The sequence below is a fragment of the Streptomyces sp. AM25 genome, from assembly GCF_058146165.1.
On sequence record NZ_JBKIWN010000020.1, the window covers coordinates 63,950 to 87,957 of the forward strand.

The following is a 24,008-nucleotide window of genomic DNA, read 5'->3' on the forward strand; positions in this document are numbered from 1 at the left end:
CTGAGGACCCCAGCCTAGGCCGTGGCTCGGACATGGCTACCGTTGAGGCATGCCCCTCATCGATGGTTTCACTGCTCACCCTGCTTTCCCAGTGTTGCTGGCCGTCTCCAAGGAGGACGTGGGCCCCGGCCCCGTCCTGCGCACGGTCCTGATCGTCGGCCTGATCGGTGTCCCGCTGACCGCCTGGTTCCTGCTGCGCGGCTACCGCAAGAAGGACTGACCGGGGACGGCCGCACGCGGACTTGGCGGAGTCGGCGTGAGGTTGGCATAAGCCCCCGCATACGATGTGGCAGAAGTCTCCACCCGACCACGTCACCGGATAGGTCCTGCCGACGATGTTCATCGCCAATGCCCACTCAGCCCTGGTCACCCTCGCCTCCGAGGGCGAGCACGTGGACACCCACAAGAGCATCAGCCCCTACATGACCGGTGGCGCCGCCCTGGTCATCCTGCTGCTCCTGCTCTGGATCACCACCCGCTTCAACCGCGACCGCTGACCCCACCGGTCCCTGAGGGCGGGGCCCCGAGCCGTGCCCAGTAGGGTCTGCACGCATGGAAGAGCAGACAGAGCCCGTGAAGCGGCGGCTCGGCGTGATGGGCGGAACGTTCGACCCCATCCACCACGGCCACCTGGTCGCCGCGAGCGAGGTGGCCGCGAAGTTCCACCTGGACGAGGTGGTCTTCGTGCCGACCGGGGAGCCGTGGCAGAAGAGCCACCGGAAGGTCTCCCCGGCCGAGGACCGCTACCTGATGACGGTGATCGCCACCGCGTCGAACCCGCAGTTCTCGGTCAGCCGCATCGACATCGACCGCGGCGGTCCCACCTACACCGTGGACACGCTGCGCGAGCTCCGGTCGCTCAACGAGAACGCGGACCTGTTCTTCATCACCGGTGCCGACGCCCTGGCGCAGATCCTCACCTGGCGGGACACCGACGAGCTCTTCTCGCTCGCCCACTTCATCGGGGTCACCAGACCCGGGCACATACTGGCCAACCCCGGCCTGCCCGAGGACCGGGTCTCCTTCGTGGAGGTCCCGGCGCTCGCCATCTCCTCCTCCGACTGCCGGACGCGCGTGGCGCAGCACGAACCCGTCTGGTACCTCGTGCCCGACGGTGTGGTGCGCTACATCGACAAGCGCAGGCTGTACCGTCACGACGGCTGAGTCCCGCAGACTTCCGGACTCGATGGGCACCGAGGGGCACTGGTGAACGACCGACAGGACCCGTACGCAGGGCAACCGCAGGTGTACGGCTACGACGCCTATGGCCAGCCGGTGTACCGGCCCGATGCGCCGGAGCGCGTGTACGACGCCTACGGCCGGCCGCTCCAGCAGGCTCAGCCGCAGCAGCAGTCCTACGGTTACGACCCGTACGGTCAGCCCGTTCAGCAGCAGGCCTACGACCCGTACCAGGCGCAGCAGCACGTACAGCAAGACGTACAGCCCCGGCCCGCCGCCCAGCCCGTGCAGCAGGCCGAGCAGGAGAGGATCCCCGGACCGCGCCAGGCGCCGGACTACCGCACCGAGCAGTTCTCGTTCATCGAGGAGCCGGACGAGGACTCCGAAGACGTCATCGACTGGCTCAAGTTCAGCGAGAGCCGCACCGAGCGGCGTGACGAGCGCAAGCGCAAGGGGCGCAACCGTGTGATCGCCCTTGTCGTGGTGCTGGTCCTCGCCGTCGGCGCGGCGGTCGGCTGGTTCCTGCTGTCGGACTCCGGAGACAAGAAGGGCACCGGAGCGTCAGGCGGAGCGCAGCAGCGCGATGTGGTCGTCGTGCATCTGAAGGAGACCAAGGGCGGCGGCAGTTCGACGGCTCTGCTGGTCGACAATGCGGGCGGCAAGAAAGGCACGACCGTCCTGCTGCCCAACTCCCTGATCGTGTCCAAGGACGGCGGCGGGGCGACGACCCTGGGCAAGTCCGTCCAGGACGCCGGCACCGGCGGTACCCGCGACGCCCTCAACACCCTGCTAGGCGGGGGCATCAAGGGCAGCTGGCGGCTGGACACGCCGTACCTGGAGAACCTGGTCCAGCTGGTCGGCGGCATCACCGTGGACGCCGACGCCACCGTGCCGGGCGCCTCGTCGGGCGACCGTCCGGTCGTCTCCCAGGGTGCGGGGCAGAGCCTCAACGGGCAGGCCGCCGTGGCCTACGCCACCTACCGTGCGGACGGCGAGGACCCGAACCGTCAGCTGACCCGTTTCGGCCAGGTCATGCAGGGCGTGCTGAAGAAGATCTCCACCGACGCGGGCGCGGCCACCACGACCGTCGAGTCCCTCGCCCAGATCCCCGACCCGTCGCTGTCCGTCAAGCAGCTCGGCGCCTCCCTCGCCGGGCTCGCGGCTCGGGCCAAGGCCGGTGCGTACGACACCCGGCTGCTGCCCGTGCAGCCGGACGGGACGCTCGCCGACAAGAGCGCCGGCATGGTCAAGGACGTGCTCGGCGGCACGGTGAAGAACGCCGACAAGAACGCCGCACCGCGGGTGAGTGTGAAAGACGCCACAGGCGGCAAGAGCGGTGCCGCGGCGGCGCAGGTCGCACTCGCCAACGGCGGCTACACCTACGTCGACGGCGGCCGGGCCGGTGCCGCGGAGGCCGCGTCCTCCGTGACGTACACGGACGACCTGCGTGCCGGGGAGGCCAAGGAGGTCGCCAGGACCCTCGGCCTGCCGGACGGCGCGGTGAAGAAGGGCGGCAGCGCGGGCACCGCGGACATCGCCGTGGTGCTGGGCAAGGACTACAAGGGCGGCTCCTGAGCGCGGGGCCGGTCCGGGAGCGGCGGGGAGCGGGGGAAATCGTCAGGAGGGCTGTCGCCGGGTCGTGAGACCCTTGAGGCGTACTGACCCTCTTGACCGAAAGCATGGCTTGTGACCGCCACGGACCGCTCCATCGAGCTCATCCAGGCCGCCGCCCAGGCGGCCGCCGACAAGCTCGCGCACGACATCATCGCGTACGACGTCAGCGACGTGCTGTCGATCACCGACGCCTTCCTGCTGGCGTCGGCCCCCAACGACCGCCAGGTCAAGTCGATCGTCGACGAGATCGAGGAGCGGCTGCTGAAGGACCTGGGCGCCAAGCCGGTGCGCCGCGAGGGCGACCGTGACGCCCGCTGGGTGCTGCTCGACTACGTCGACATCGTCGTGCACGTGCAGCACAGCGAGGAGCGCGTCTACTACGCGCTGGAGCGCCTGTGGAAGGACTGCCCGGAGATCGGGCTGCCGGCCGACGCCGTCGCGACCCGCGGCAAGGGCGAGGAGCTCGCCCGCGCACAGGCCGCGGAGGCCGGTGCGGACGGTGAGCTGAGCTGAACGGCAGCCGGGGCGGCCGGGGCCGTCGCATCGTCCTGTGGCGCCACGGTCAGACGGCGTGGAACCTGGAGCGCCGCTTCCAGGGCTCGACGGACATCGAGCTGACCGGGACCGGAGTGGCCCAGGCACGCCGGGCCGCCCGGCTGCTGGCCGCGCTGGGGCCGGACGCGATCATCGCCTCCGACCTCGTGCGCGCCCGGGACACCGCCGCCGAGCTGTCGGCCGTCACGGGGCACCGGGTCGTCCACGACAGCGGGCTGCGCGAGACCTACGCGGGCGTGTGGCAGGGCCTCACGCACGACGAGATCATCGAGCGGTACGGCGAGGAGTACGCGGCGTGGAAGCGCGGCGAGCCCGTCCGCCGCGGCGGCGGTGAGCTGGAGACCGAGGTCGCCGACCGGGCCGCCCCGGTCGTCCTCGCGCACGCCGACAAGCTGCCCGACGGCGGCACGCTCGTAGTCGTCAGCCACGGCGGCACGATCCGCACCACCATCGGCCGGCTGCTCGGCCTGCCGTCGCACTCCTGGGAGGCGCTCGGCGGCCTGACCAACTGCTGCTGGTCGGTGCTGGGCGAGGGTGCCCGCGGCTGGCGGCTGCTGGAGCACAATGCCGGGACGCTGCCCGAGCCGGTGCTCGGCGACGACGACTGAGAGCCCCACGGAGCCCGATTTCCCATCCGGGCAGCTGGCAGGCTAAAGTTCTTCTTGTTCGCGGGGAACGCGGGGGAAAACCCCGGAAGAACCGAGAACAGCGGGGCTATAGCTCAGTTGGTAGAGCGCCTGCATGGCATGCAGGAGGTCAGGAGTTCAATTCTCCTTAGCTCCACAGGACAGACGATCCCGTCTCCCGGTCCCCGGGAGGCGGGATTGTTGCTGTTCCCGGGCGCCGTCGTGGCAGAATCGGGCGTCCGGGGCCGGACGGGGCCGAAGGGGAGGGAACGGGCTGACCCATGGGTGCTCACAGCCGGAAGTGCGACTGGTGCGGCAGCGGGACGCCGATCGTGCGCGACATGGAACCGCTCAACTCCGCTTACCAGTACTGGTGTGTGGAGTGCGCGCGGGCGCTGATCATAAAGGGCGACCCCATCGAGACCTACCGCGAACTCGAGGGCGAACCGATCTACGGGCGGCTGCTCGACGAGCACTGCACCCTCAAGCGGTTCTACTCCTTCGCCACGGCCTGATCCGGCACGGACCGACGAACGGGCTCGACGGGCAAAACGGACAAAAAGCGCTGCCGGTCAACCGATTTGGCAGACGGGGGTGCGGTCCGTGTAAAGTAATCCATGTCGCCAGGGAGACCGCAAGGGAAACCGGCGGGAAAACAAAACAAGGGGCTATAGCTCAGTTGGTAGAGCGCCTGCATGGCATGCAGGAGGTCAGGAGTTCAATTCTCCTTAGCTCCACAGGAGATGAGAGGGCCGTCCGCAAGGACGGCCCTCTCACTGTTTTTCGAGCCGCAGCGCCAGCGCAGGACAGCGGCGCACGGCCCGCTGTGCGCGCACCTGCAGGTGCGCGGGCACGGCGGTGTCCGCGAGCGACGGATAGCCGTCCGGGCCGAGCCGCACGAGCTGCGGAAGCAGGTCCGCGCACAGGCCGTGCCCCTCGCACAGCGTCCAGTCCACCGCCAGCCGCTCCCCGGCCGCGGGCGCCGGCCCGGCGGCCCGCGGCAGGGGCAGTACGCCCGCCGTGCCGCGCCCGCAGCCGCCGCCCAGGACGTGCGACGCCAGATCGTCCGTGAAGGCCGCCAGGGAGCTCAGGAGAAACCGCGCCGCCCCGTCCGGATGGCCGCACGCCCCGCGCCCGTGCACGGCCTGCGCCGCGTCCCGTACGGCCTCCAGGGCGCCCTGCCCGCCGCCCGCCAGGACGCCCGCCAGCGCCCCCGCCAGCGACGGCAGCCCGAGCCGGCACGGCCCGCACTGCCCGGCGGACTCCGCGGCCAGCCAGTGGGCCACCCGCACCGTCTCGCCCAGCGGGCAGGTCGCCGGGGGCAGCGGCAGCACGGCGCCCGCGCCCGGGGTCTCGTACGACAGGACGGCACCGGCCACGTGCTCCGCGTCGAGCCAGAGCCCGTGGTAGCCGCCGACCAGCACCCCCTGCGGCACCGGTTCGGCGCCGCACCGCTGCAGGACGTACGGCAGCGGCACCCCGTCCGGAGCCTCCGCCACGCGTGGCTGCGGGACGGCGCCGGAGACGGTGAGCAGGAGCGTGCCGAGGGTTCCGTGGCGGGCGGCGAGGGCGAGTTGGGCGAAGGTCTCGGTGTTGGACAGCAGCGTCGGGGCGCCGCCCAGCCCCTGCTCGGCGGCGTGCACACGGCGGCCCGGCGGCAGCGCGGGGCCGCCGTCCGCGGCGCGCAGCAGGGCGGAGGACTCGCCGGAGACCATGCGCTCGGGGAGGCGCACGACGCGGGCGCGCAAGGTGCGTCCGCGCCGGTCGGCCAGGCCGCGCTCGGCCAGGGCGTCCCGCACGGACGTCTCCGTGCCGTCCCGGGTCACCCCGACCACGAGCGTGCGGGCCCTCAGGGCCTCGGCGGCCAACAGGGCGCCGTCCAGCACCAGATGCGGGGCGCGGCACAGCAGGACCGCGTCTTTGCGGCAGGCGGGCTCGCCCTCGCAGCCGTTGACGACGACGGCAGGGGGTGCGCCGCCGCCGGCGACGGCGCGCAGTTTCCGGGCGAAGGGGAAGCCTGCGCCGCCGCGGCCCCGGAGGCGGGTCGCTTCCGCGAGGGCGACGAGCTCCGTGGTGCTCAGCCGCGGGGCGGTGCCGTGCACCGCCAGATGGGCCCGGCGGTCGAGCCGGGCATGGTCGTCGAATCCGGCGGTGAGGCGGGGCTCTCCGAGAGGGAGGACGTCGGGCAGGTCGTTCATGGGATCAGGGACCGCCGGGCGTGGGTGCCGGTGTGGGGTGCTGCCCGGTGGGCGGGTGGTGCCCACGCCTTCCGCACTGTGGAACGCCTGCCCGCAGCCTTCGGCGTGAGGACGCGCACCACCAGCGCACCCAACACCCCCGTCACGCACACCGCATAGCAGGCCGTCACCCAACCCGCCGGTGTGCGGCCCGCGTTCAGGCCGTGGACGAGCGCCGTGCACCAGGCCACGTACGCGCACGCGTGCACCGCGCGCCACCTGCGGGCCGCACGGCCCCGGCCGGCAAGGGCGCCGCGCAGTACCCCGGTCGCCGCTGCCAGCACCATCAGGTAGGCCGCGACGGCGCCCAGGCCGATCAGTGCTCCGCCGGAGGCGAACGGCACCAGGGCCGCGCCCGCCGACGCGTGCGCCTCGGCCACCTTGATGCCGATGTGCGCCAGCAGGAAGCCCAGGGCGCACACCCCGGTGGCCCGGTGCACGGCCTGGGCGAGCAGTCGCCCGCGCGGTCCCATGAGCATCCGGTCGGCGGCGACGAGCCCCCAGACGACGGTGACGGTCAGCGAGACCAGGGTGAGCACACCGGCGGTCTGGTCGAGTAATCGGCGGAGGTCCATGGCCCGGCACGCTAGGTGCCGCACCCGGCCGTCCGGTCCGCTTTGCGCAACTTCGCTGCGCACGCCCGTACTACTGCTAGCGTCGGTCCGTTCGGGCCGCGTTCGGTATCCGCATTCCCAACAAACCGTCCTCAAACGGTTTTTGAATTCACGACTACTCTCCTTCCTCGAAACTTCCTTGACCTCTTCTTGGCGAACTCATGTCCCATGGATGAACAGTTCATCGAAAGAGTGACGCCACACACGACGATTGCGACGACTCGCATCGCAGGGGGTTTCTTTGAGAACAAGCCGTTCCAGAGCGCGCGCCGGACTGTCCCTGACCGCAGCACTGCCGCTGGTCGCCGGAGCCCTGACGCTCGGCATGCCGGCCGCTCACGCCGACTCCGGTCCGCATGACCGCCACGCACTGGTGGGCACCAAGCCGCAGTGGGCCACTGACCAGGCCGACCGCGGCACCACTGCCGCCTCGAACACCGTCACCGCCCGCGTCTACCTGGCCGGCCGGGACGCCAAGGGGCTGGCGGACTACGCCCGGTCCGTCTCCGACCCCAAGTCGGCCTCGTACGGCAAGTACTTGACGGCGAAGCAGGCCAAGGACCGCTTCGGCACGACCAAGGCGCAGATAGCCCAGGTCACCGAGTGGCTGAAGTCCTCCGGCCTCAAGGTGACCGGCACCAACGACCACTACGTCACCGTCACCGGTGACGCCGCCGCGGCCAAGAAGGCCTTCGGCACCGAGCTCCACAACTACGTCAAGGACGGCAAGACCTACCACGCCCCGGCGAAGACGGCCTCCGTCCCGGCCGGCCTGGGCAACGCCGTCCTGACCGTCGTGGGCCTCAACAACGCCCCGCGCCTGGCCCACCGGAACGACACCCTGCCCGGCCCGGGCGCCGGCTTCCGCAACGCCGGCCCGTTCTCCACCTACTACGGCTCGAAGGTCAACACCGACCTGCCGTCCGCCTACGGCGGCAGCGCGCCGTACGCCATCAAGGGCTACACCGGCAAGCAGCTGCGTGCCGTCTACGGTGCGAAGAACTACACGGGCAAGAACGTCACCATCGCGATCACCGACGCGTTCGCCTCGCCGACCATCGCGAAGGACGCCGCCGAGTACGCGAAGCGCAACGGCGACAAGGCCTACCGCAAGGGCCAGCTGTCGCAGGTGCTGCCCTCCGACTGGTCGCACACCGCACCCAACGAGTGCGACGCGTCCGGCTGGTACGGCGAGGAGACCCTGGACGTCGAGGCCGCGCACGCCGTGGCACCGGACGCCGACATCGTCTACGTCGGCGGCAAGTCCTGCATGGACGACGACCTGATCGACTCCCTGCACAAGGTCGTCGACAACCGCCTGGCCGACATCGTCTCCAACTCCTGGGGCGACGTGGAGGCCAACGAGTCCCCGGACGTGGCGGCCGCCTACGACCAGCTCTTCCAGCAGGGCGCCGTCGAGGGCATCGGCTTCTACTTCTCCTCCGGTGACGACGGCGACAACGCCGCCAAGCACGGCGCGAAGACCGTCGACTCGCCCGCCAACTCCCCGTGGGTCACCACCGTCGGCGGCACCTCGCTCGCCGTCGGCAAGGGCAACAAGTACTTGTGGGAGACCGGCTGGGGCACGCACAAGTCCCCGCTGTCCCAGGACGGCCAGAACTGGGCCAACTTCCCCGGTGACTTCACCGGTGGCGCGGGCGGCGGCACCAGCACCCTCTACGACCAGCCGTTCTACCAGCGCAACGTGGTCCCGGACACGCTGTCGAAGATCAACGGCACCGCCAAGCCGATGCGCGTCGTGCCGGACATCGCAGCCGTCGCCGACTCCACCACCGGCTTCCTGGTCGGCCAGACCCAGACCTTCCCCGACGGCGCCGTGAAGTACGACGAGTACCGCATCGGCGGCACCTCGCTCGCCGCCCCGGTGATCGCGGGCGTCCAGGCCCTGGCGCAGCAGGCACGCGGCGGCGCGCCGATCGGCTTCGCCAACCCGGGCATCTACGACCGCTACGGCACCTCCGCGTACCACGACGTCACCGACCACCCGCTGGGCCAGGGGCAGGGCATCGCCAACGCGCGCGTGGACTTCGTCAACGGTGTCGACGCCAAGGGCGGCACGGTCGTCTCGCTGCGCAGCTTCGGCGGCGACAGCTCGCTCTCGGCCACCGTGGGCTACGACAACGTCACCGGCGTCGGCACCCCGGCCGACGACTACGTGACCTCGTACGTGCCGCGCTCGCGCCACTGACGACCGGCAGCGCTGCGTCACCGGTGCATCACTGATCAGCGCGTCAGGGCCCGTCACCTCGGTGCGGGCCCTGACGCCGCCGGTGTAACCTGACCGCATGCGTGCCGTACGCCTCCTGCTTAGCGAGCCGCGCTGATCAGCGCCGACCGGTGACCTCCGGTCGGAATCGGCGCGGCGTCCCCTCCTGTGCGAGGGGATTTTTCGTTTCCGGGCAGGCAGAGACGACGATCGATGGAGCTTTGAGGACGATGAGCGAGACCACAACCGCCGCCGAGGTGGCTGCGCCGCACCGCTACACGGCCGCGCTGGCCGCTGACATCGAGGCGCGCTGGCAGGACGTCTGGGACGCCGACGGCACCTACGCGGCGCCGAACCCCGGCGGTGAGCTGGCCGGCGACCCGGCCGTCGTGGCGCGGCCCAAGAAGTTCATCATGGACATGTTCCCGTACCCCTCCGGTGCGGGCCTGCACGTCGGCCATCCGCTCGGCTACATCGCCACCGACGTCTACGCGCGCTACCACCGCATGACGGGGCACAACGTCCTGCACACCCTCGGCTTCGACGCCTTCGGCCTGCCCGCCGAACAGTACGCCGTGCAGACCGGCACCCACCCGCGGGTCTCCACCGAGGCCAACATGGAGAACATGAAGGCCCAGCTGCGGCGGCTGGGCCTGGGCCACGACAAGCGCCGGTCGTTCGCCACGATCGACCCGGAGTACTACAAGTGGACCCAGTGGATCTTCCTGCAGATCTTCAACTCCTGGTACGACGACAGCGCCCGCAAGGCGCGTCCGATCGGTGAGCTGATCACGCAGTTCGAGAGCGGCGAGCGCGAGGTCCCCGGAGGCCGGGCGTGGAGCGGGCTGAGCGCCGCCGAGCGCGACGAGGTGCTGGGCGGGTACCGCCTGGCGTACGCGTCGGACGCGCCGGTCAACTGGTGCCCCGGCCTGGGCACGGTGCTGGCCAACGAGGAGGTCACCTCCGACGGCCGCTCCGAGCGCGGCAACTACCCGGTCTTCAAGGCCAAGCTGCGCCAGTGGAACATGCGGATCACCGCCTACGCGGACCGCCTGCTGGAGGACCTGGAGCCGCTGGACTGGCCGGAGGCCATCAAGCTGCAGCAGCGCAACTGGATCGGCCGCAGCGAGGGCGCCCGCGTCGACTTCCGGGTGACCGACGGCTCGGACGCGAAGATCACCGTCTTCACCACCCGCCCGGACACCCTGTTCGGCGCCACCTACATGGTGCTGGCCCCGGAGCACGACCTGATCGACTCCATCGTCCCGGCCGCATGGCCGGAGGGCACGAAGGAGATGTGGACCGGCGGTGCCGCAACCCCGGCCGAGGCGGTCGCCGCCTACCGCAAGCAGGCGCAGTCCAAGACCGACGTCGAGCGCCAGACCGAGGGCAAGGACAAGACCGGTGTCTTCACCGGTGCGTACGCCGCCAACCCGCTGACCGGCGAGCGCGTTCCCGTCTTCGTCGGCGACTACGTGCTGATGGGTTACGGCACCGGCGCGATCATGGCCGTCCCCGGCCAGGACGAGCGCGACTGGGAGTTCGCGACCGCCTTCGAGCTGCCGGTCGTCCGCACCGTGCAGCCGCCCGAGGGCTGGGAGGGCGAGGCCTACACCGGCCAGGGCCCGGCCATCAACTCCGCCAACGCCGAGATCGACCTGAACGGCATGCAGGTCGACGAGGCCAAGCGCACCGTCATCGCGTACCTGGCCGAGCGCGGCATCGGCGAGGGCACCGTCAACTTCAGGCTGCGCGACTGGCTGTTCAGCCGCCAGCGCTACTGGGGCGAGCCCTTCCCGATCGTCTACGACGAGAACGGCGTCGCCCACGCGCTGCCCGAGTCGATGCTCCCGCTGGAGCTGCCGGAGGTCGACGACTACTCGCCGCGCACCTTCGACCCGGACGACGCCGACACCTCGCCGGAGACCCCGCTCTCCCGCAACGAGGAGTGGGTCAACGTCACCCTGGACCTGGGCGACGGGCCGAAGCCGTACCGCCGCGAGACCAATACCATGCCCAACTGGGCCGGTTCGTGCTGGTACGAGCTGCGCTACCTGGACCCGCACAACAGCGAGCAGCTGGTCTCCGAGGAGGCCGAGCGCTACTGGATGGGCCCGCGCGAGGGGCAGCCCCTGGGCGGTGTCGACCTGTACGTCGGCGGCGCCGAGCACGCCGTGCTGCACCTGCTGTACGCCCGCTTCTGGTCCAAGATGCTCTTCGACCTGGGCCACGTCTCGTCCTCCGAGCCGTTCCACAAGCTCTTCAACCAGGGCATGATCCAGGCCTACGTCTACCGCGATGCGCGCGGCATCGCCGTGCCCGCGGCGGAGGTCGAGGAGCGCGACGGCGGCGCGTTCTACTACGAGGGCGGCAAGGTCAGCCGACTGCTCGGCAAGATGGGCAAGTCCCTGAAGAACGCCGTCACGCCGGACGAGATCTGCGCCGAGTACGGTGCGGACACGCTGCGCCTGTACGAGATGGCCATGGGCCCCCTGGACGTCTCGCGCCCCTGGGACACCCGTGCCGTCGTCGGCCAGTACCGCCTGCTGCAGCGCCTGTGGCGCAACGTGGTGGACGAGGCCACCGGCGAGGTCACGGTCGTCGACGCCGAGCCCGACGAGGCGACGCTGCGCGCCCTGCACAAGGCCGTCGACGGCATCGGCCAGGACATGGCGAACCTGCGGTTCAACACCGCCATCGCCAAGTTCACCGAGCTGAACAACTTCGTGACCAAGCTGGACGAGGTCCCGCGGTCCGTCGCCGAGCAGCTGGTGCTGCTGATCGCCCCGCTGGCCCCGCACATCGCCGAGGAGCTGTGGCGCAGGCTCGGCCACCGGGACTCGGTCGTCCACCGGGGCTTCCCGGTCGCCGACCCGGCCTACGTCGTGGACGAGACCGTGACCTGCGTCGTCCAGCTCAAGGGCAAGGTCAAGGCCCGTCTGGAGGTGCCGCCGGCGATCTCCGACGAGGAGCTGGAGAAGGTCGCCCTGGGCGACCCGGCCGTCGTCGCCGCCCTGGGCGGCGCGGGGATCCGCAAGGTCGTCGTGCGGGCCCCGAAGCTGGTGAACATCGTCCCTGCGTAACGGGCTAGGGGTTTGTCCCTACGGGCAGGTTGGGGGTTCGTTCGGAACCGCCGGCCTGCCCGTTGCGTTTACGGTGGAGGCAACGAACTCCGTCCCGCACTCCGACCTCGCCGAGGAGCAAGCATGGTAGCCGTGGCCGCGATCATCGCTGTGACCTGTGCGCTCTTCATCGCCTTCGCAGTGATCGGCACGGTCAAAGCGGTCCGGGCCGTCAAGCGCGGCGTCGACCGCACGGTCACCGAGGCCCGTCGCACCGTCGAGGACACCCGGCTGAAGGCCAAGCAGTACACCCAGCCGGGCGCGGCCGGCGAGGTCGCCCAGCTGCGGCTGTCGCTGCGCACGTCCATGCGTGCCACGCAGGAGGCGCTGCGCGCCGGCGTCGTGGAGGACGCCTCCCTGTCGGAGTCGCTGGCCCTCTTCGAGCGCCTGAGCACGCACGGCCGGGAGCTCGACGAGGACCTCAGGCGCCTGGAGGACGAGCCGGACAAGGCCCGCATCGCCGCCTGCCTGCCCTCGCTGCGGGAGCGCACGCAGAGCATCACGCAGTCCGCCGACTCGCTGCGGTGGGCCGCGCAGGACAGGGCCCGGCAGTTCGCGGACGACGACCTGGCGACGCTGAGCGAGCAGATCCGGATGGAGTCCGGCGCGCTGCGGCACTGGGACACGGAGCCCGTCGACAAGCCGGAGGAGAAGGCGGCGGAGGCGGGCGGATCCGGGCCCGGGCCCGAGCCCCGGCGTGCGGCGATCGACGGCAGGAATGTCTGGCGTCAGGCGGGGTACAGCTGGCAGAAGGCCCGGCGGCCGGAAAGCACCACTTGACGATCATGAGGACCCGGGCCGCGCTGCCGCCCGGGCGGCCCGGCGGGTAACCTCCGGAGCATGTCCCGCCATGTCGCGATCATCACCGATTCCACGGCCTACCTGCCGCAGGAGGCGATGTTGCGGAACGGCATCACGGCCGTCCCGCTGACGGTGGTCCTGGGCGACGAGGCGCTCCAGGAGGGCACGGAGATCTCGGCCAGATCGGTCGCCCAGGCCCTGCAGAAGCGCAGGCCCGTCACCACGTCGCGCCCCGGCCCCGAGGTCTTCGCCGCCGCGTACCGCGCCGCGGCACAGGCGGGCGCCGAGGGCATCGTCTCCCTCCACCTCTCCGCCGAGTTCTCCGGCACCTACGACGCGGCGGTCCTCGCGGCGCGCGAGGCGCCGGTGCCGGTGCGGGTCGTGGACACCGGCATGGTCGCGATGGCCCTGGGCTTCTGCGCCCTGGCCGCGGCCGGGACGGCCCGGGCGGGCGGCACCCTCGACGAGGCCGTGGCCGCCGCGGAGAAGCGGGCGCAGGGCACGGCCGCCTACTTCTACGTCGACACCCTCGACTACCTGCGCCGCGGCGGCCGTATCGGTGCCGCACAGGCGCTGCTGGGCTCGGCGCTCGCCGTCAAACCGCTGCTGCAGCTGGACGGCGGCCGCATCGAGCTGCGCGAGAAGGTCCGCACGGCGTCCAAGGCGATCGCCCGCCTGGAGGAGATCGCGGTCGAGCGCGCCGCGGCGGCCCCCGTGGACATCGCCGTCCACCACCTCGCCGCCCCCGAGCGCGCGGAGCAGCTCGCGGAGCGGCTGCGGGACCGGGTGCCCGGCGTGGTGGAGCTCCACGTGAGCGAGGTGGGTGCGGTGATCGGGGCGCACACGGGGCCGGGGCTGCTGGGAGTCGTGGTCTCGCCGAGGTAGCGGGGGTGCGGGTGGCCGCGCGTGGGTGACGAAGTTATCCACAACTGCGCGGTTATCCACGGAATTTGGGCCGTCTCAGCGGGAATGCCGCAACCGCCCTACGGTCGCTCCATGACGACGATTCCCATGACTCCCACGACAACGCCCCGCGGCGACTGGCGGCTTGCGGCACGGGAGCGCATCCCGCTGTGGGTGCAGACGAGATGCGGCTTCGAGCCGAGGACGCTGGCCGCGCTGACGGTGGTCCTGGTGGCGGCGGCCGTCTTCGCCGCGTACCACTTCTGGCAGGACCGCCCGCAGCCGGTGCGCCCGCCGCCGCGCGAGGCGATGCCGGTGGCGGCAGCGGTGTCGCCTGCGGTGCGCAGGACGGTCGTGGTGGACGTCGCGGGCAAGGTGCAGCACCCCGGGGTGCTGCACCTGCCGCAGGGCGCGAGGGTGGCCGACGCCCTGGAGGCGGCGGGCGGCGCCCGCCCCGGCACGGACACGACGGCCCTCAACCGGGCCCGGGTCCTGGCCGACGGCGAACAGATCGTGGTGGGCGCCCCGCAGGCGGCGGCCCCGGGCGGCGCGCCGGGAGGCCCGGTCAGCCTCAACTCGGCGACGCAGGAACAGCTCCAGTCCCTCCCGGGCGTGGGCCCGGTCCTGGCGAAGCGCATCCTGGACTACCGCACCCAGCACGGCGGCTTCCGCGAGGTCACGGACCTCCGCCAGGTCACGGGCATCGGCGCGCATCGGTTCGCGGATCTCCGGGCGTTGGTCCAGCCATGAGGCCTGCGGCCGGCGTCGGGGGCACTCCGGAGACCGGGCCGGCACCCGCACCGGCACCCGCACCCGACACCGCCCCGCCCCAAGACCCTCTGCCCGACCTCCGGTTGATCGCCCCTGCGATCACCGCCTGGCTGGGCGCCGCCCTTGCCCTGAGCGCGAGCCCGTTCGTCGTCGCCCTCGCCTGTGCCGTCGCCCTGGCCGCGGCCACCGCCCTGGCGGTCCGGCACCGCACCACTGCCACCGCGGTGGCCCTCGCCGCCGCTCTTCTCTGTGCCTGTGCAGGCGCGACGGCCGGTGCCCTGGCCGGGACCGCCGTTCACCGGGGCCCCCTGCCCCGACTCGCCCGCCGCGCCGCGGAGGTGACCCTGGAGGTGACCGTCACCGACGACCCCCGTACCGCTCGCAGCGCCCGCGCCGACTCCACCGTCGTCCTGGCGGCCGACGCCACCCGCCTCGACGGCCCGGCCGGCACGACCGCGCTCCGCACCCCGGTGCTCGTGATGGCCGGACACCGGTCCTGGCTGGGCCTCCTGCCCTCGACCAGGCTCCGGCTCACCGGCAGACTCGCGCCGCCCACCCGCGGCGGAGCCGCCGACCGCATCGGCGCGGTCGTCCGCGTCAACGGCCGGGAGCCCCCGAACGTCATCGCCCCGCCGACCGCGCTCCAGCGTGCCGCCGCCCGGCTCCGCTCCGGCCTGCGCCGGGCCACCGACGGCCTCGCCCCGGACGCACGGGCCCTCCTGCCCGGCCTGGTGGTCGGGGACACCTCCCGCATCTCCGCGGACCTCGACGACGCCTTCCGCGCCACCGACCTCACCCACCTCCTCGCCGTCTCCGGCGGCAACTTCACCATCCTGCTCGCCCTGCTCATCGGCCCCTCCCACCTCTCCGCCCGCGCCGAGCGCCGCGGCCTCGCGGCACGCCTCGGCCTGCCGTTGCGGCTCACCGCGCTGCTGGGCGGAGCGCTGTCGCTCGGCTTCGTGGTCGTCTGCCGCCCCGACCCGAGCGTGCTGCGCGCCGCCGCCTGCGGACTGATCACGCTGCTGGCGCTCGGCAGCGGCCGCCGCCGCAGCCTGCTGCCCGCGCTGGCGGCGGCCGTGCTCCTGCTGGTGCTCTTCGACCCCTGGCTGGCGAGGAGTTACGGCTTCCTGCTCTCGGTCCTGGCGACCGGCGCCCTGCTGACCCTGGCGCCCCGTTGGAGCGAGGCGCTCCAACGGCGCGGTCTGCGGCCCCGGTTGGCGGAGGCGGTCGCCGCCGCGGGAGCGGCGCAGGCCGTCTGCGGGCCCGTGATCGCCCTGTTGGCGGCACAGGTGAGCCTGGTGGCGGTCCCGTGCAATCTGCTCTCCGAGCCGGCGGTCGCCGCCGCCACGGTGCTGGGCTTCGCGGCCATGGCCGCGGCCCCGGTCGCGCTGCCCGCCGCCAAGTGCCTTGCCTGGCTGGCCGGCTGGCCCGCCTCCTGGACCGCGGTCGTGGCCCGCACGGGCGCGGCGCTCCCGGGGGCCGCGCTGCCCTGGCCGGGCGGCTGGCCCGGCTGCCTGCTGCTGGCCGTGATCACGGCGGCCGCCGTCCCGGCCGCCCGCCGGGTACGGCTGCTCCGCAGGCCCTGGGCCTGCGCGGCGCTGGCCCTGCTCCTGCTGCTGACGGTCGTCCGCCCGGCCCCCCTCACCCGGGCCGTCACGGGCTGGCCGCCCTCCGGATGGCGGCTGGCCGCCTGCGACGTGGGCCAAGGGGACGCCCTGGTCCTCGCCGCGGGCGACGGGGCCGCCGTGGTCGTGGACGCCGGGCCCGATCCGCACGCCGTGGACGGCTGCTTGCGGGCGCTGCAGATCGAGAGGGTTCCGCTGCTTCTCCTGAGCCATTTTCACGCCGACCACGTCGACGGGCTGCCGGGCGTGCTGCACGGTCGCGCGGTCGGGATGATCGAGACGACGCCGTTCGCCCGGCCGCCCGGCAGGGCCGCGTTCGTGCGGCGTGCCGCCGCGCAGGCGAACGTCCCGGTGACCGAGGGCGTGGCGGGGGAGCGGCGGCAGCTCGGGGACCTGTCGTGGGAGGTGCTGTGGCCGCCGTCGGCGGGCGCCTCCGCGGCGGCCGAGGACGGGCCCAACGACGCCAGCCTCGTGCTGCTCGTCCGCACCGCGGGCCTCACGCTGCTCCTGCTCGGGGACCTCGAACCGCCCGCGCAGCAGGCCCTGTCGGAGGCGTATCCCGGCCTGCCGCCGGTGGACGTCCTCAAGGTCGCCCACCACGGTTCCGCGCACCAGGACGTGCAGTTGCTGCGGGCCCTGCACCCCCGGCTGGCCCTGATCTCGGTCGGCGCGCACAACCGCTACGGCCACCCCGCGGCGGCGACGGTCGCCGTGCTGAGGGCGCAGGGCGCGGCGGTGCTGCGGACGGACACCGACGGTGCGGTGGCCGTGACGGGCTCGGCGGCGGCCGTCACCGCAGGCCGCGGCCGCAGACGTAGGACCCGGGCCCGATGCCGGGGCTGTGCCGCATGCGGCATAACTGAACCATGGATTCCACCGGCATTGACGCCTACCTCCGCCGCATCGACGTCCCGCGCCCGCCCGCCCCCGATGCGGAGGCGCTGCGTGAGCTCCACTTCCGGCACATCGTCGCGGTGCCGTTCGAGAACCTGTCGATCCATCGGGGAGAGGAGATCGTGCTGGAGGGCGAGGCCCTCGTGGAGAAGGTGGTGCAGGCCGGGCGCGGTGGCTTCTGCTACGAGCTCAACGGCGCCTTCGCCCACCTGTTGACCGCCCTCGGTTACCGGGTGGGCCTGCTGGCTGCGCGGATGGTGATGCCGGACGGATCGCTGGGCATCCCCTACGACCACCTGGCGCTGCGCGTGGAGACGGGACAGGGCGGGGCGGCGGAGGCCCCGCGCTCGTGGCTGGTGGACGTCGGTGCCGGCTCGCACAGCCTCTACCCGCTGGACTACCGCGAGCGAGGCGATCAGAGCGACCCGGGAGGTGTGTTCCGCATAGCGGAGGCCGGAGGGGGAGAGGGGGACGACCTGGAGGTGTTCAAGGACGGCAAGCTGCAGTACCGGCTGGAGCAACGCCCCAGGGAGCTGGCCGACTTCGAGCCCGGCTGCTGGTGGCACCGGACGTCGCCGCAGTCGCCCTTCACCCGGTCGCTGGTCTGCTCCCGGCCGACGGGGACGGGCACGGACCGGGTCACGCTCAGCGGCCGCAAGCTGGTGATCACCGATGCCTCCGGAAAGCTGGAGCGGACGCTCGCCGAGGACGAGGTCCTCGGCGCGTACCGGAAGCACTTCGGCATCAGCCTCGACCGGGTGCCGGAGCTCCGCGAGTCCTCGGACAGGCCCTAGCCCGCGGCCCGCGTCACGCCTCCGGCCGGGTCACTCCGCCTCGAGCCAGCCGTCGTACTCCTCGGCGAGCTCGCGCAGGGCGGAGACGTCCAGGTCGCCGTCGGGGTCCTCCACGACGACCAGCCACTGGGCGTCCTCGGCGTCGTCCTCACCGGCGAGGGCTTCGCGCACGACCTGGGGGTCGTCGTCCAGTCCGAGGCGCGAGGCGGCCTCCTCGGCCGCCTCCTCGGCCGCGTCGCGGTCGGGGAGCACCAGCAGGTGACGAACGGAATCTGAGGCTCTGTAGGAGGAGAAAGTGCTGCTCACTCGCATATTGTGCGGCATGCTCCGGAGACCGGCGAGGGGGGTCTGTCACCGGCGCATGGGATGCTGGACACGATGGCCAGGAAGACAGTTACCGACGACCCCCTCGCCCCCGTCACGCTCGCCGTGGGCCAGGAGGATCTCCTCCTCGACCGCGCCGTGCAGGAGGTGGTCGCGGCGGCCCGCGCCGCCGATGCGGACACCGATGTGCGGGACCTCGCGCCCGACGCCCTCCAGCCCGGCACCCTCGCGGAGTTGACGAGCCCGTCGCTCTTCGCCGAGCGCAAGGTCGTGGTCGTGCGCAATGCGCAGGACCTCTCGGCGGACACCGTGAAGGACGTGAAGGGCTATCTCGGCGCGCCCGCCGAGGAGATCACGCTGGTGCTGCTGCATGCGGGCGGCGCCAAGGGCAAGGCCCTGCTGGACGCGGCCCGCAAGGCCGGGGCCCGGGAGGTCGCCTGCCCGAAGATGACCAAGCCGGCCGACCGTCTGGCCTTCGTCCGCGGGGAGTTCCGCACGCTGGGCCGCTCGGCGACCCCGGAGGCGTGCCAGTCCCTGGTGGATGCGATCGGCAGCGACCTGCGGGAGCTGGCGAGCGCGTGCGCCCAGCTGACCGCCGACATCGAGGGCGTCATCGACGAGGCCGTGGTCGCCCGCTACTACACGGGCCGCGCGGAGGCCTCCAGCTTCACGGTCGCGGACCGGGCGGTGGAGGGCCGGGCGGCGGAGGCCCTGGAGGCCCTGCGCTGGGCGATGGCCACCGGCGTCGCGCCCGTCCTGATCACCAGTGCCCTGGCCCAGGGCGTCCGCTCCATCGGCAAGCTGGCCTCCGCCCCGCGGGGGGCCCGTCCCGGGGATCTGGCGCGGGAGCTGGGCATGCCGCCGTGGAAGATCGACCGGGTGCGGCAGCAGATGCGCGGCTGGTCGGCGGACGGCGTGGCGGTCGCGCTGCGGGCGGTCGCGGAGGCGGACGCCGGCGTCAAGGGCGGCGGCGACGATCCGGAGTACGCCCTGGAGAAGGCAGTGGTCGCGGTGGCGCGAGCGGCACGCAGCAGGCGCTGACCGACGGGTCCGGGGGCCCGGCCGGCCCCCGGAATGCCCGAAGGCCCCGTGCCCGCCCCGGGGAAGGGGCAGGCGCAGGGCCTTCGAGATCGTTCAGGGTGCCGCACGCACGTGGCGAACGTCCGTGTGCGGCACGGGATGCCGGTCCGGAGCGGTTGAGAGGGTCCGCTGACCCGTACCGACGGGGTCCGGGGCGAGCCCCGGAAGGGGGTCAGGCCTGGATGCCCGCAGCCTGCTTGGCCAGCGCCGACTTCTTGTTGGCGGCGGCGTTCTTGTGCAGAACACCCTTGCTGACGGCCTTGTCCAGCTTCTTGCCGGCCAGGGCGACGGCGGCGGTGGCCTTGGCGGCGTCACCGGCGGCGATGGCCTCGCGGGCAGCGCGGACGACGGTCTTGACCGAGGACTTGACGGCCTTGTTGCGCAGGCGCGCCTTCTCGTTGGTCTTGTTCCGCTTGATCTGGGACTTGATGTTCGCCACGAAAAGAGCCTTTTCAGGTTCGTTGGAGTTCGAATGCGCCCGCGGCGTGTAGAGGGCACGCCAGGCACAGTGGACCAGGCTACCAGCAGGGGCTCGGGCCGCCCAAACCGGACGGTCGCCGCCGCTCATGGGAGCATGGAGGGGTCGTATACCCGACTCCCGCCGAGGCTGGCGTGCAAACGCCGAAGTCACCGAATGGATCCTGCGTGCCCGCGACCCCTACCAACGTGCCCGAGCCGAGCCGTACCGACCCGGCTCTGATCCGCAACTTCTGCATCATCGCGCACATCGACCACGGCAAGTCGACGCTTGCCGACCGGATGCTCCAGCTGACCGGTGTGGTCGACTCGCGGCAGATGCGTGCGCAGTACCTCGACCGGATGGACATCGAGCGCGAGCGCGGCATCACGATCAAGTCGCAGGCGGTCCGTCTCCCCTGGGCCCCGTCCGAGGACGAGTCGAGGACGACCCACATCCTCAACATGATCGACACCCCGGGTCACGTCGACTTCACCTACGAGGTCTCCCGCTCCCTCGCCGCGTGCGAGGGCTGCATCCTCCTGGTGGACGCCGCCCAGGGCATCGAGGCCCAGACCCTCGCCAACCTCTACCTGGCGATGGAGAACGACCTCACGATCATCCCGGTCCTCAACAAGATCGACCTGCCGGCCGCCCAGCCCGAGAAGTTCGCCGCCGAGCTGGCGAACCTCGTCGGCTGCGACCCGTCCGACGTACTCAAGGTCTCCGCCAAGACCGGCGTCGGCGTCCCGGAGCTGCTGGACCGCGTCATCCGCGACGTCCCGGCCCCGGTCGGCGTCAAGGACGCCCCCGCCCGCGCGATGATCTTCGACTCGGTCTATGACGCCTACCGCGGCGTGGTGACGTACGTGAAGGTCGTCGACGGCACGCTCAAGAAGCGCGAGCGCATCCGGATGATGTCCACCGGCGCCGCCCACGAGCTGCTGGAGATCGGTACCAACTCGCCCGAGATGCTCCCGGCCGACGGCCTGTCCGTCGGTGAGGTGGGCTACCTGATCACGGGTGTGAAGGACGTCCGCCAGTCCAAGGTCGGCGACACCATCACCCAGTACCAGGGCGGTGCCACCGACGCGCTCGGCGGCTACAAGGACCCCAAGCCGATGGTGTTCTCCGGCCTCTACCCGCTGGACGGCTCGGACTACCCGGAGCTCCGCGAGGCCCTGGACAAGCTGCAGCTCAACGACGCCGCCCTGGTCTACGAGCCGGAGACCTCCGCCGCGCTCGGCTTCGGCTTCCGCGTCGGCTTCCTGGGCCTGCTGCACCTGGAGGTCATCCGCGAGCGCCTGGAGCGCGAGTTCGGCCTCGACCTGATCGCCACCGCGCCGAACGTGGTCTACCGCGTCCTCATGGAGGACGGCGTCGAGCACGAGGTGACCAACCCGAGCGAGTTCCCCACCGGCAAGATCGCCGAGGTGCACGAGCCGGTCGTCCGGGCCACGATCCTGGCGCCCAGCGAGTTCATCGGCGCGATCATGGAGCTGTGCCAGACCCGCCGCGGTGTCCTGCTGGGCATGGACTACCTCTCCGAGGACCGCGTCGAGATCCGCTACACGCTGCCCCTCGCCGAGGTCGTCTTCGACTTCTTCGACCAGCTGAAGTCCAAGACCCGCGGCTACGCCTCGCTGGACTACGAGCCCACCGGCGAGCAGATGTCCGATCTTGTCAAGGTCGACATCCTGCTGCACGGCGACAAGGTCGACGCGTTCTCCGCGATCACGCACAAGGACAAGGCGTACGCGTACGGCGTGCGGCTGGTCGCCAAGCTGCGCGAGCTCATCCCGCGGCAGAACTTCGAGGTGCCGATCCAGGCCGCCATCGGCTCCCGGGTCATCGCCCGTGAGACGGTCCGCGCGATCCGCAAGGACGTCCTCGCCAAGTGCTACGGCGGTGACATCTCCCGTAAGCGGAAGCTGCTGGAGAAGCAGAAGGAAGGCAAGAAGCGGATGAAGATGGTGGGCAACGTGGAGGTCCCGCAGGAGGCCTTCATCGCGGTGCTGTCCACCGACGACGGCGGCGGCGAGAAGGGCAAGAAGTAACGCCCCGGGCCGCTCCGCACGGCAATTGCCCGTCCCGTACCGGGGCGGGCAATTGCCGTATTCGGGGACATCCGTCCCGCCGGTCACAGCTTCAACAAGGCTTTCTTCAGCTCTTACGCCATGGGCCCAACGGCTCTAGTCTGATCACTGTTTGGAAGGTTACTCACGAGTCACCAGCAACGAAGCGGGACCCCGGAGGATGCCGTGACGGAGACACAGACGTTGATCGAGAACCGGCCGCCCTCCGTGGCGTCGCTGTTCCTCGAACGGGTCGCTGCCACACCGGATGCGGAGGCCTACCGCCACCCGGTGCCGGCTCCCTCCGGCCAGGGCCCCGACGACTGGGCCTCGCTCACCTGGCGCCAGGCCGCCGACCGGGTCCTCGCCGCCGCCGCCGGCCTGATCACCCTCGGGGTGCAGCCCGAGGAGCGGGTCGCCCTCGCCTCCTCCACCCGGGTCGAGTGGATCCTCGCCGACCTCGGCATCATGTGCGCGGGCGCCGCCACCACGCCCGTCTACCCGAGCACCAACGCCGAGGAGTCGGCGTACATGCTCGCCGACTCCGAGAGCCGCGTCCTCATCGCCGAGGACGCCGCCCAGCTCGCCAAGGCCCGCCGGCACCGCGCCGAACTCCCCGCGCTCGCCCATGTCGTGGTGATCGACGAGACGGACGTCCCGGCGGACGAGGACGACCCCGAGGACTGGGTCCTCTCCCTCGCCGAGCTGGAGCGCCGCGGCGCCGAGTACCTCAAGGCCCACCCCGACGCCGTCACCGACCGGATCGCCGCCCTGCGCCCCGAGCAGCTCGCCACCCTGATCTACACCTCGGGCACCACCGGCCGCCCCAAGGGCGTACGGCTGCGGCACGACGCCTGGGCCTACATGTCCCGCGCCATCGAGGCCACCCAGCTGGTGCGCCCCGACGACGTGCAGTACCTGTGGCTGCCCCTCGCGCACGTCTTCGGCAAGGTGCTCACCACCGGGCAGATCAGCGTCGGGCACGTCACCGCCGTCGACGGCCGCGTCGACAAGATCATCGAGAATCTGCCCGTCGTCCGGCCCACCTACATGGCCGCCGTGCCGCGCATCTTCGAGAAGGTCTACAACGGCGTCGCCACCAAGGCCCGCGCGGGCGGCGGCGCCCAGTACAAGATCTTCCGCTGGGCCGCGGACACCGCCCGCGAGTACGCCAAGGCGCAGCAGGACAACTTCCGCCGCACCGGCAGCAAGGCCGTCCCCTTCGGCCTCGCCGCCCGGCACCGGATCGCCGACGCCCTCGTCTACACCAAGATCCGCGCGGCCTTCGGCGGCCGGCTGCGCGCCTGCATCTCCGGCGCCTCCGCCCTCGCCCCCGACATCGGCTACTTCTTCGCCGGCGCCGGCATCCACATCCTGGAGGGCTACGGCCTCACCGAGACCAGCGCCGCCAGCTTCGTCAACCCCGGCGAGGCCTACCGCACCGGCACCGTCGGCAAGCCGCTGCCCGGCACCGAGGTCCGCATCGCCGACGACGGGGAGATCCTGCTGCGCAGCCCCGGCGTGATGGAGGCCTACCACGGGCAGCCCGAGCGCACCGCCGAGGTCCTGGAGTCCGACGGCTGGTTCCACACCGGCGACATCGGCGAGCTCTCCCCGGACGGCTACCTGCGCATCACCGACCGCAAGAAGGACCTGATCAAGACCTCGGGCGGCAAGTACATCGCCCCCGCCGAGATCGAGGGCCGGTTCAAGGCCGTGTGCCCGTTCGTCTCCAACATCCTCGTCCACGGCGCCGACCGGAACTACTGCACCGCGCTCATCGCCCTCGACGAGCCCGCCATCCTGGGCTGGGCCAAGGAGCACGGCCTGGAGGGCCGCCCCTACGCGGAGGTGGTCGCCGCGAAGGAGACCGAGGAGCTCATCGACGGCTACGTGCGCCGCCTCAACGAGGGACTGCAGCGCTGGCAGACGATCAAGAAGTTCCGGCTGCTGCCGCGCGACCTCGACATCGAGCACGGCGAGCTGACCCCGAGCCTCAAGCTCAAGCGGCCGGTGGTCGAGCGCGCGTACAAGAACCTGATCGAGGAGATGTACGAGGGCGCCCGCGAGCAGTGAGGACGGGTCCGGCGCCGGATGCCGGACAATGGGG

21 protein-coding genes and 2 tRNA genes are annotated in these 24,008 nt (G+C 71.9%); 19 read left to right on the forward strand and 4 right to left on the reverse strand.

Features of this window, described 5'->3' with window-relative positions; genetic code table 11:
- Nucleotides 1–49 precede the first annotated feature (49 nt).
- The 9 genes from ACLHRZ_RS25970 to ACLHRZ_RS26010 all read left to right on the forward strand — a co-directional run bounded on the left by ACLHRZ_RS25970 (nt 50) and on the right by ACLHRZ_RS26010 (nt 4,711).
- Nucleotides 50–220, forward strand: a complete 171-nt coding sequence (locus ACLHRZ_RS25970) for a hypothetical protein (protein ID WP_490420931.1) — start codon at nt 50–52, stop codon at nt 218–220.
- Nucleotides 221–335: 115 nt separating this feature from the next.
- Entirely contained in the window at nt 336–497 is a 162-nt protein-coding gene (locus ACLHRZ_RS25975) for a hypothetical protein (RefSeq protein ID WP_490420932.1), read from the forward strand.
- A gap of 55 nt (nt 498–552) precedes the next feature.
- Nucleotides 553–1,164, forward strand: coding sequence for a nicotinate-nucleotide adenylyltransferase (gene nadD / locus ACLHRZ_RS25980; protein WP_490420933.1), 612 nt, complete (start codon nt 553–555; stop codon nt 1,162–1,164).
- Between the two features lie 42 nt (nt 1,165–1,206).
- Complete coding sequence (locus ACLHRZ_RS25985; RefSeq protein WP_490420934.1) at nt 1,207–2,754, forward strand: LCP family protein; 1,548 nt, start codon at nt 1,207–1,209, stop codon at nt 2,752–2,754.
- 111 nt (nt 2,755–2,865) lie between these two features.
- Nucleotides 2,866–3,306: a ribosome silencing factor gene (rsfS, locus tag ACLHRZ_RS25990; RefSeq protein WP_490420935.1), complete on the forward strand. Its 441-nt coding sequence runs from the start codon at nt 2,866–2,868 to the stop codon at nt 3,304–3,306.
- On the forward strand, nt 3,303–3,956 hold the full coding sequence (locus ACLHRZ_RS25995) for a histidine phosphatase family protein (protein WP_490421080.1): 654 nt from the start codon (nt 3,303–3,305) through the stop codon (nt 3,954–3,956). The genes rsfS and ACLHRZ_RS25995 overlap by 4 nt, the downstream gene beginning before the upstream one ends.
- Nucleotides 3,957–4,058: 102 nt before the next feature.
- Nucleotides 4,059–4,131 (forward strand) — tRNA-Ala (locus ACLHRZ_RS26000).
- A 124-nt stretch (nt 4,132–4,255) separates the two neighbouring features.
- Nucleotides 4,256–4,489 carry a hypothetical protein gene (locus ACLHRZ_RS26005; protein ID WP_171088339.1) on the forward strand — a complete coding sequence of 78 codons (234 nt, stop codon included), beginning with the start codon at nt 4,256–4,258 and terminating at the stop codon, nt 4,487–4,489.
- Nucleotides 4,490–4,638: 149 nt separating this feature from the next.
- Nucleotides 4,639–4,711, forward strand: a tRNA-Ala gene (locus ACLHRZ_RS26010).
- Nucleotides 4,712–4,747: 36 nt separating this feature from the next.
- Here ACLHRZ_RS26010 and ACLHRZ_RS26015 read toward each other — a convergent pair.
- Both ACLHRZ_RS26015 and ACLHRZ_RS26020 read right to left on the reverse strand, forming a co-directional pair.
- The gene (locus ACLHRZ_RS26015) at nt 4,748–6,172 is read right to left on the reverse strand and encodes an NADH-ubiquinone oxidoreductase-F iron-sulfur binding region domain-containing protein (protein ID WP_490420936.1); all 1,425 of its coding nucleotides are present in this window, start codon (nt 6,170–6,172) and stop codon (nt 4,748–4,750) included.
- Nucleotides 6,169–6,786, reverse strand: coding sequence for a hypothetical protein (locus ACLHRZ_RS26020; protein ID WP_490420937.1), 618 nt, complete (start codon nt 6,784–6,786; stop codon nt 6,169–6,171). Before ACLHRZ_RS26020 ends, ACLHRZ_RS26015 begins: the two co-directional genes overlap by 4 nt.
- Before the next feature lie 280 nt (nt 6,787–7,066).
- Between ACLHRZ_RS26020 and ACLHRZ_RS26025 the strand changes: the two genes are divergently transcribed.
- From ACLHRZ_RS26025 to ACLHRZ_RS26055, 7 genes are all read left to right on the forward strand, one after another.
- A complete protein-coding gene (locus ACLHRZ_RS26025) occupies nt 7,067–9,034 on the forward strand; it encodes a S53 family peptidase (protein ID WP_490420938.1) in 1,968 nt (655 codons plus the stop codon).
- 248 nt (nt 9,035–9,282) lie between these two features.
- Nucleotides 9,283–12,135 carry a leucine--tRNA ligase gene (gene leuS, locus ACLHRZ_RS26030; protein ID WP_490420939.1) on the forward strand — a complete coding sequence of 951 codons (2,853 nt, stop codon included), beginning with the start codon at nt 9,283–9,285 and terminating at the stop codon, nt 12,133–12,135.
- Nucleotides 12,136–12,258: 123 nt separating this feature from the next.
- The gene (locus tag ACLHRZ_RS26035; RefSeq protein WP_490420940.1) at nt 12,259–12,954 is read left to right on the forward strand and encodes a hypothetical protein; all 696 of its coding nucleotides are present in this window, start codon (nt 12,259–12,261) and stop codon (nt 12,952–12,954) included.
- 60 nt (nt 12,955–13,014) lie between these two features.
- Nucleotides 13,015–13,860: a DegV family protein gene (locus ACLHRZ_RS26040; RefSeq protein ID WP_490420941.1), complete on the forward strand. Its 846-nt coding sequence runs from the start codon at nt 13,015–13,017 to the stop codon at nt 13,858–13,860.
- A 111-nt stretch (nt 13,861–13,971) separates the two neighbouring features.
- Entirely contained in the window at nt 13,972–14,628 is a 657-nt protein-coding gene (locus ACLHRZ_RS26045) for a ComEA family DNA-binding protein (RefSeq protein ID WP_490420942.1), read from the forward strand.
- Nucleotides 14,625–17,384, forward strand: coding sequence for a ComEC/Rec2 family competence protein (locus ACLHRZ_RS26050; RefSeq protein ID WP_490420943.1), 2,760 nt, complete (start codon nt 14,625–14,627; stop codon nt 17,382–17,384). Before ACLHRZ_RS26045 ends, ACLHRZ_RS26050 begins: the two co-directional genes overlap by 4 nt.
- A complete protein-coding gene (locus ACLHRZ_RS26055; protein WP_490421081.1) occupies nt 17,270–17,962 on the forward strand; it encodes an arylamine N-acetyltransferase family protein in 693 nt (230 codons plus the stop codon). The genes ACLHRZ_RS26050 and ACLHRZ_RS26055 overlap by 115 nt, the downstream gene beginning before the upstream one ends.
- A gap of 30 nt (nt 17,963–17,992) precedes the next feature.
- Here ACLHRZ_RS26055 and ACLHRZ_RS26060 read toward each other — a convergent pair whose 3' ends face one another.
- Nucleotides 17,993–18,274: a hypothetical protein gene (locus tag ACLHRZ_RS26060; RefSeq protein ID WP_490420944.1), complete on the reverse strand. Its 282-nt coding sequence runs from the start codon at nt 18,272–18,274 to the stop codon at nt 17,993–17,995.
- Between the two features lie 66 nt (nt 18,275–18,340).
- On the opposite strand from ACLHRZ_RS26060, the gene holA reads away from it, so the two are divergent.
- Nucleotides 18,341–19,327 carry a DNA polymerase III subunit delta gene (holA, locus tag ACLHRZ_RS26065; RefSeq protein WP_490420945.1) on the forward strand — a complete coding sequence of 329 codons (987 nt, stop codon included), beginning with the start codon at nt 18,341–18,343 and terminating at the stop codon, nt 19,325–19,327.
- A 211-nt stretch (nt 19,328–19,538) separates the two neighbouring features.
- Here the strand turns inward: holA and rpsT are convergent, their stop codons facing one another.
- Nucleotides 19,539–19,805 (reverse strand): 30S ribosomal protein S20, encoded by a 267-nt coding sequence (gene rpsT / locus ACLHRZ_RS26070; protein WP_490420946.1) that lies wholly within the window; start codon nt 19,803–19,805, stop codon nt 19,539–19,541.
- A gap of 206 nt (nt 19,806–20,011) precedes the next feature.
- On the opposite strand from rpsT, the gene lepA reads away from it, so the two are divergent.
- Nucleotides 20,012–21,880 carry a translation elongation factor 4 gene (lepA, locus tag ACLHRZ_RS26075; RefSeq protein WP_490420947.1) on the forward strand — a complete coding sequence of 623 codons (1,869 nt, stop codon included), beginning with the start codon at nt 20,012–20,014 and terminating at the stop codon, nt 21,878–21,880.
- Nucleotides 21,881–22,084: 204 nt separating this feature from the next.
- On the forward strand, nt 22,085–23,974 hold the full coding sequence (locus ACLHRZ_RS26080) for an AMP-dependent synthetase/ligase (RefSeq protein WP_490420948.1): 1,890 nt from the start codon (nt 22,085–22,087) through the stop codon (nt 23,972–23,974).
- Nucleotides 23,975–24,008: the final 34 nt, after the last annotated feature.

Bases quoted from the DNA above. Each gene is read 5' to 3' on its own strand.
- ACLHRZ_RS26040 (WP_490420941.1), top strand. From the start codon at position 13,015: ATGTCCCGCCATGTCGCGATCATCACCGATTCCACGGCCTACCTGCCG.
- ACLHRZ_RS26015 (WP_490420936.1), bottom strand. From the start codon at position 6,172: ATGAACGACCTGCCCGACGTCCTCCCTCTCGGAGAGCCCCGCCTCACC.
- ACLHRZ_RS26005 (WP_171088339.1), top strand. From the start codon at position 4,256: ATGGGTGCTCACAGCCGGAAGTGCGACTGGTGCGGCAGCGGGACGCCG.
- ACLHRZ_RS26045 (WP_490420942.1), top strand. From the start codon at position 13,972: ATGACGACGATTCCCATGACTCCCACGACAACGCCCCGCGGCGACTGG.
- nadD (WP_490420933.1), top strand. From the start codon at position 553: ATGGAAGAGCAGACAGAGCCCGTGAAGCGGCGGCTCGGCGTGATGGGC.
- ACLHRZ_RS26035 (WP_490420940.1), top strand. From the start codon at position 12,259: ATGGTAGCCGTGGCCGCGATCATCGCTGTGACCTGTGCGCTCTTCATC.
- ACLHRZ_RS26060 (WP_490420944.1), bottom strand. From the start codon at position 18,274: ATGCGAGTGAGCAGCACTTTCTCCTCCTACAGAGCCTCAGATTCCGTT.
- ACLHRZ_RS25970 (WP_490420931.1), top strand. From the start codon at position 50: ATGCCCCTCATCGATGGTTTCACTGCTCACCCTGCTTTCCCAGTGTTG.
- holA (WP_490420945.1), top strand. From the start codon at position 18,341: ATGGCCAGGAAGACAGTTACCGACGACCCCCTCGCCCCCGTCACGCTC.
- ACLHRZ_RS26050 (WP_490420943.1), top strand. From the start codon at position 14,625: ATGAGGCCTGCGGCCGGCGTCGGGGGCACTCCGGAGACCGGGCCGGCA.
- leuS (WP_490420939.1), top strand. From the start codon at position 9,283: ATGAGCGAGACCACAACCGCCGCCGAGGTGGCTGCGCCGCACCGCTAC.
- ACLHRZ_RS25975 (WP_490420932.1), top strand. From the start codon at position 336: ATGTTCATCGCCAATGCCCACTCAGCCCTGGTCACCCTCGCCTCCGAG.
- ACLHRZ_RS26020 (WP_490420937.1), bottom strand. From the start codon at position 6,786: ATGGACCTCCGCCGATTACTCGACCAGACCGCCGGTGTGCTCACCCTG.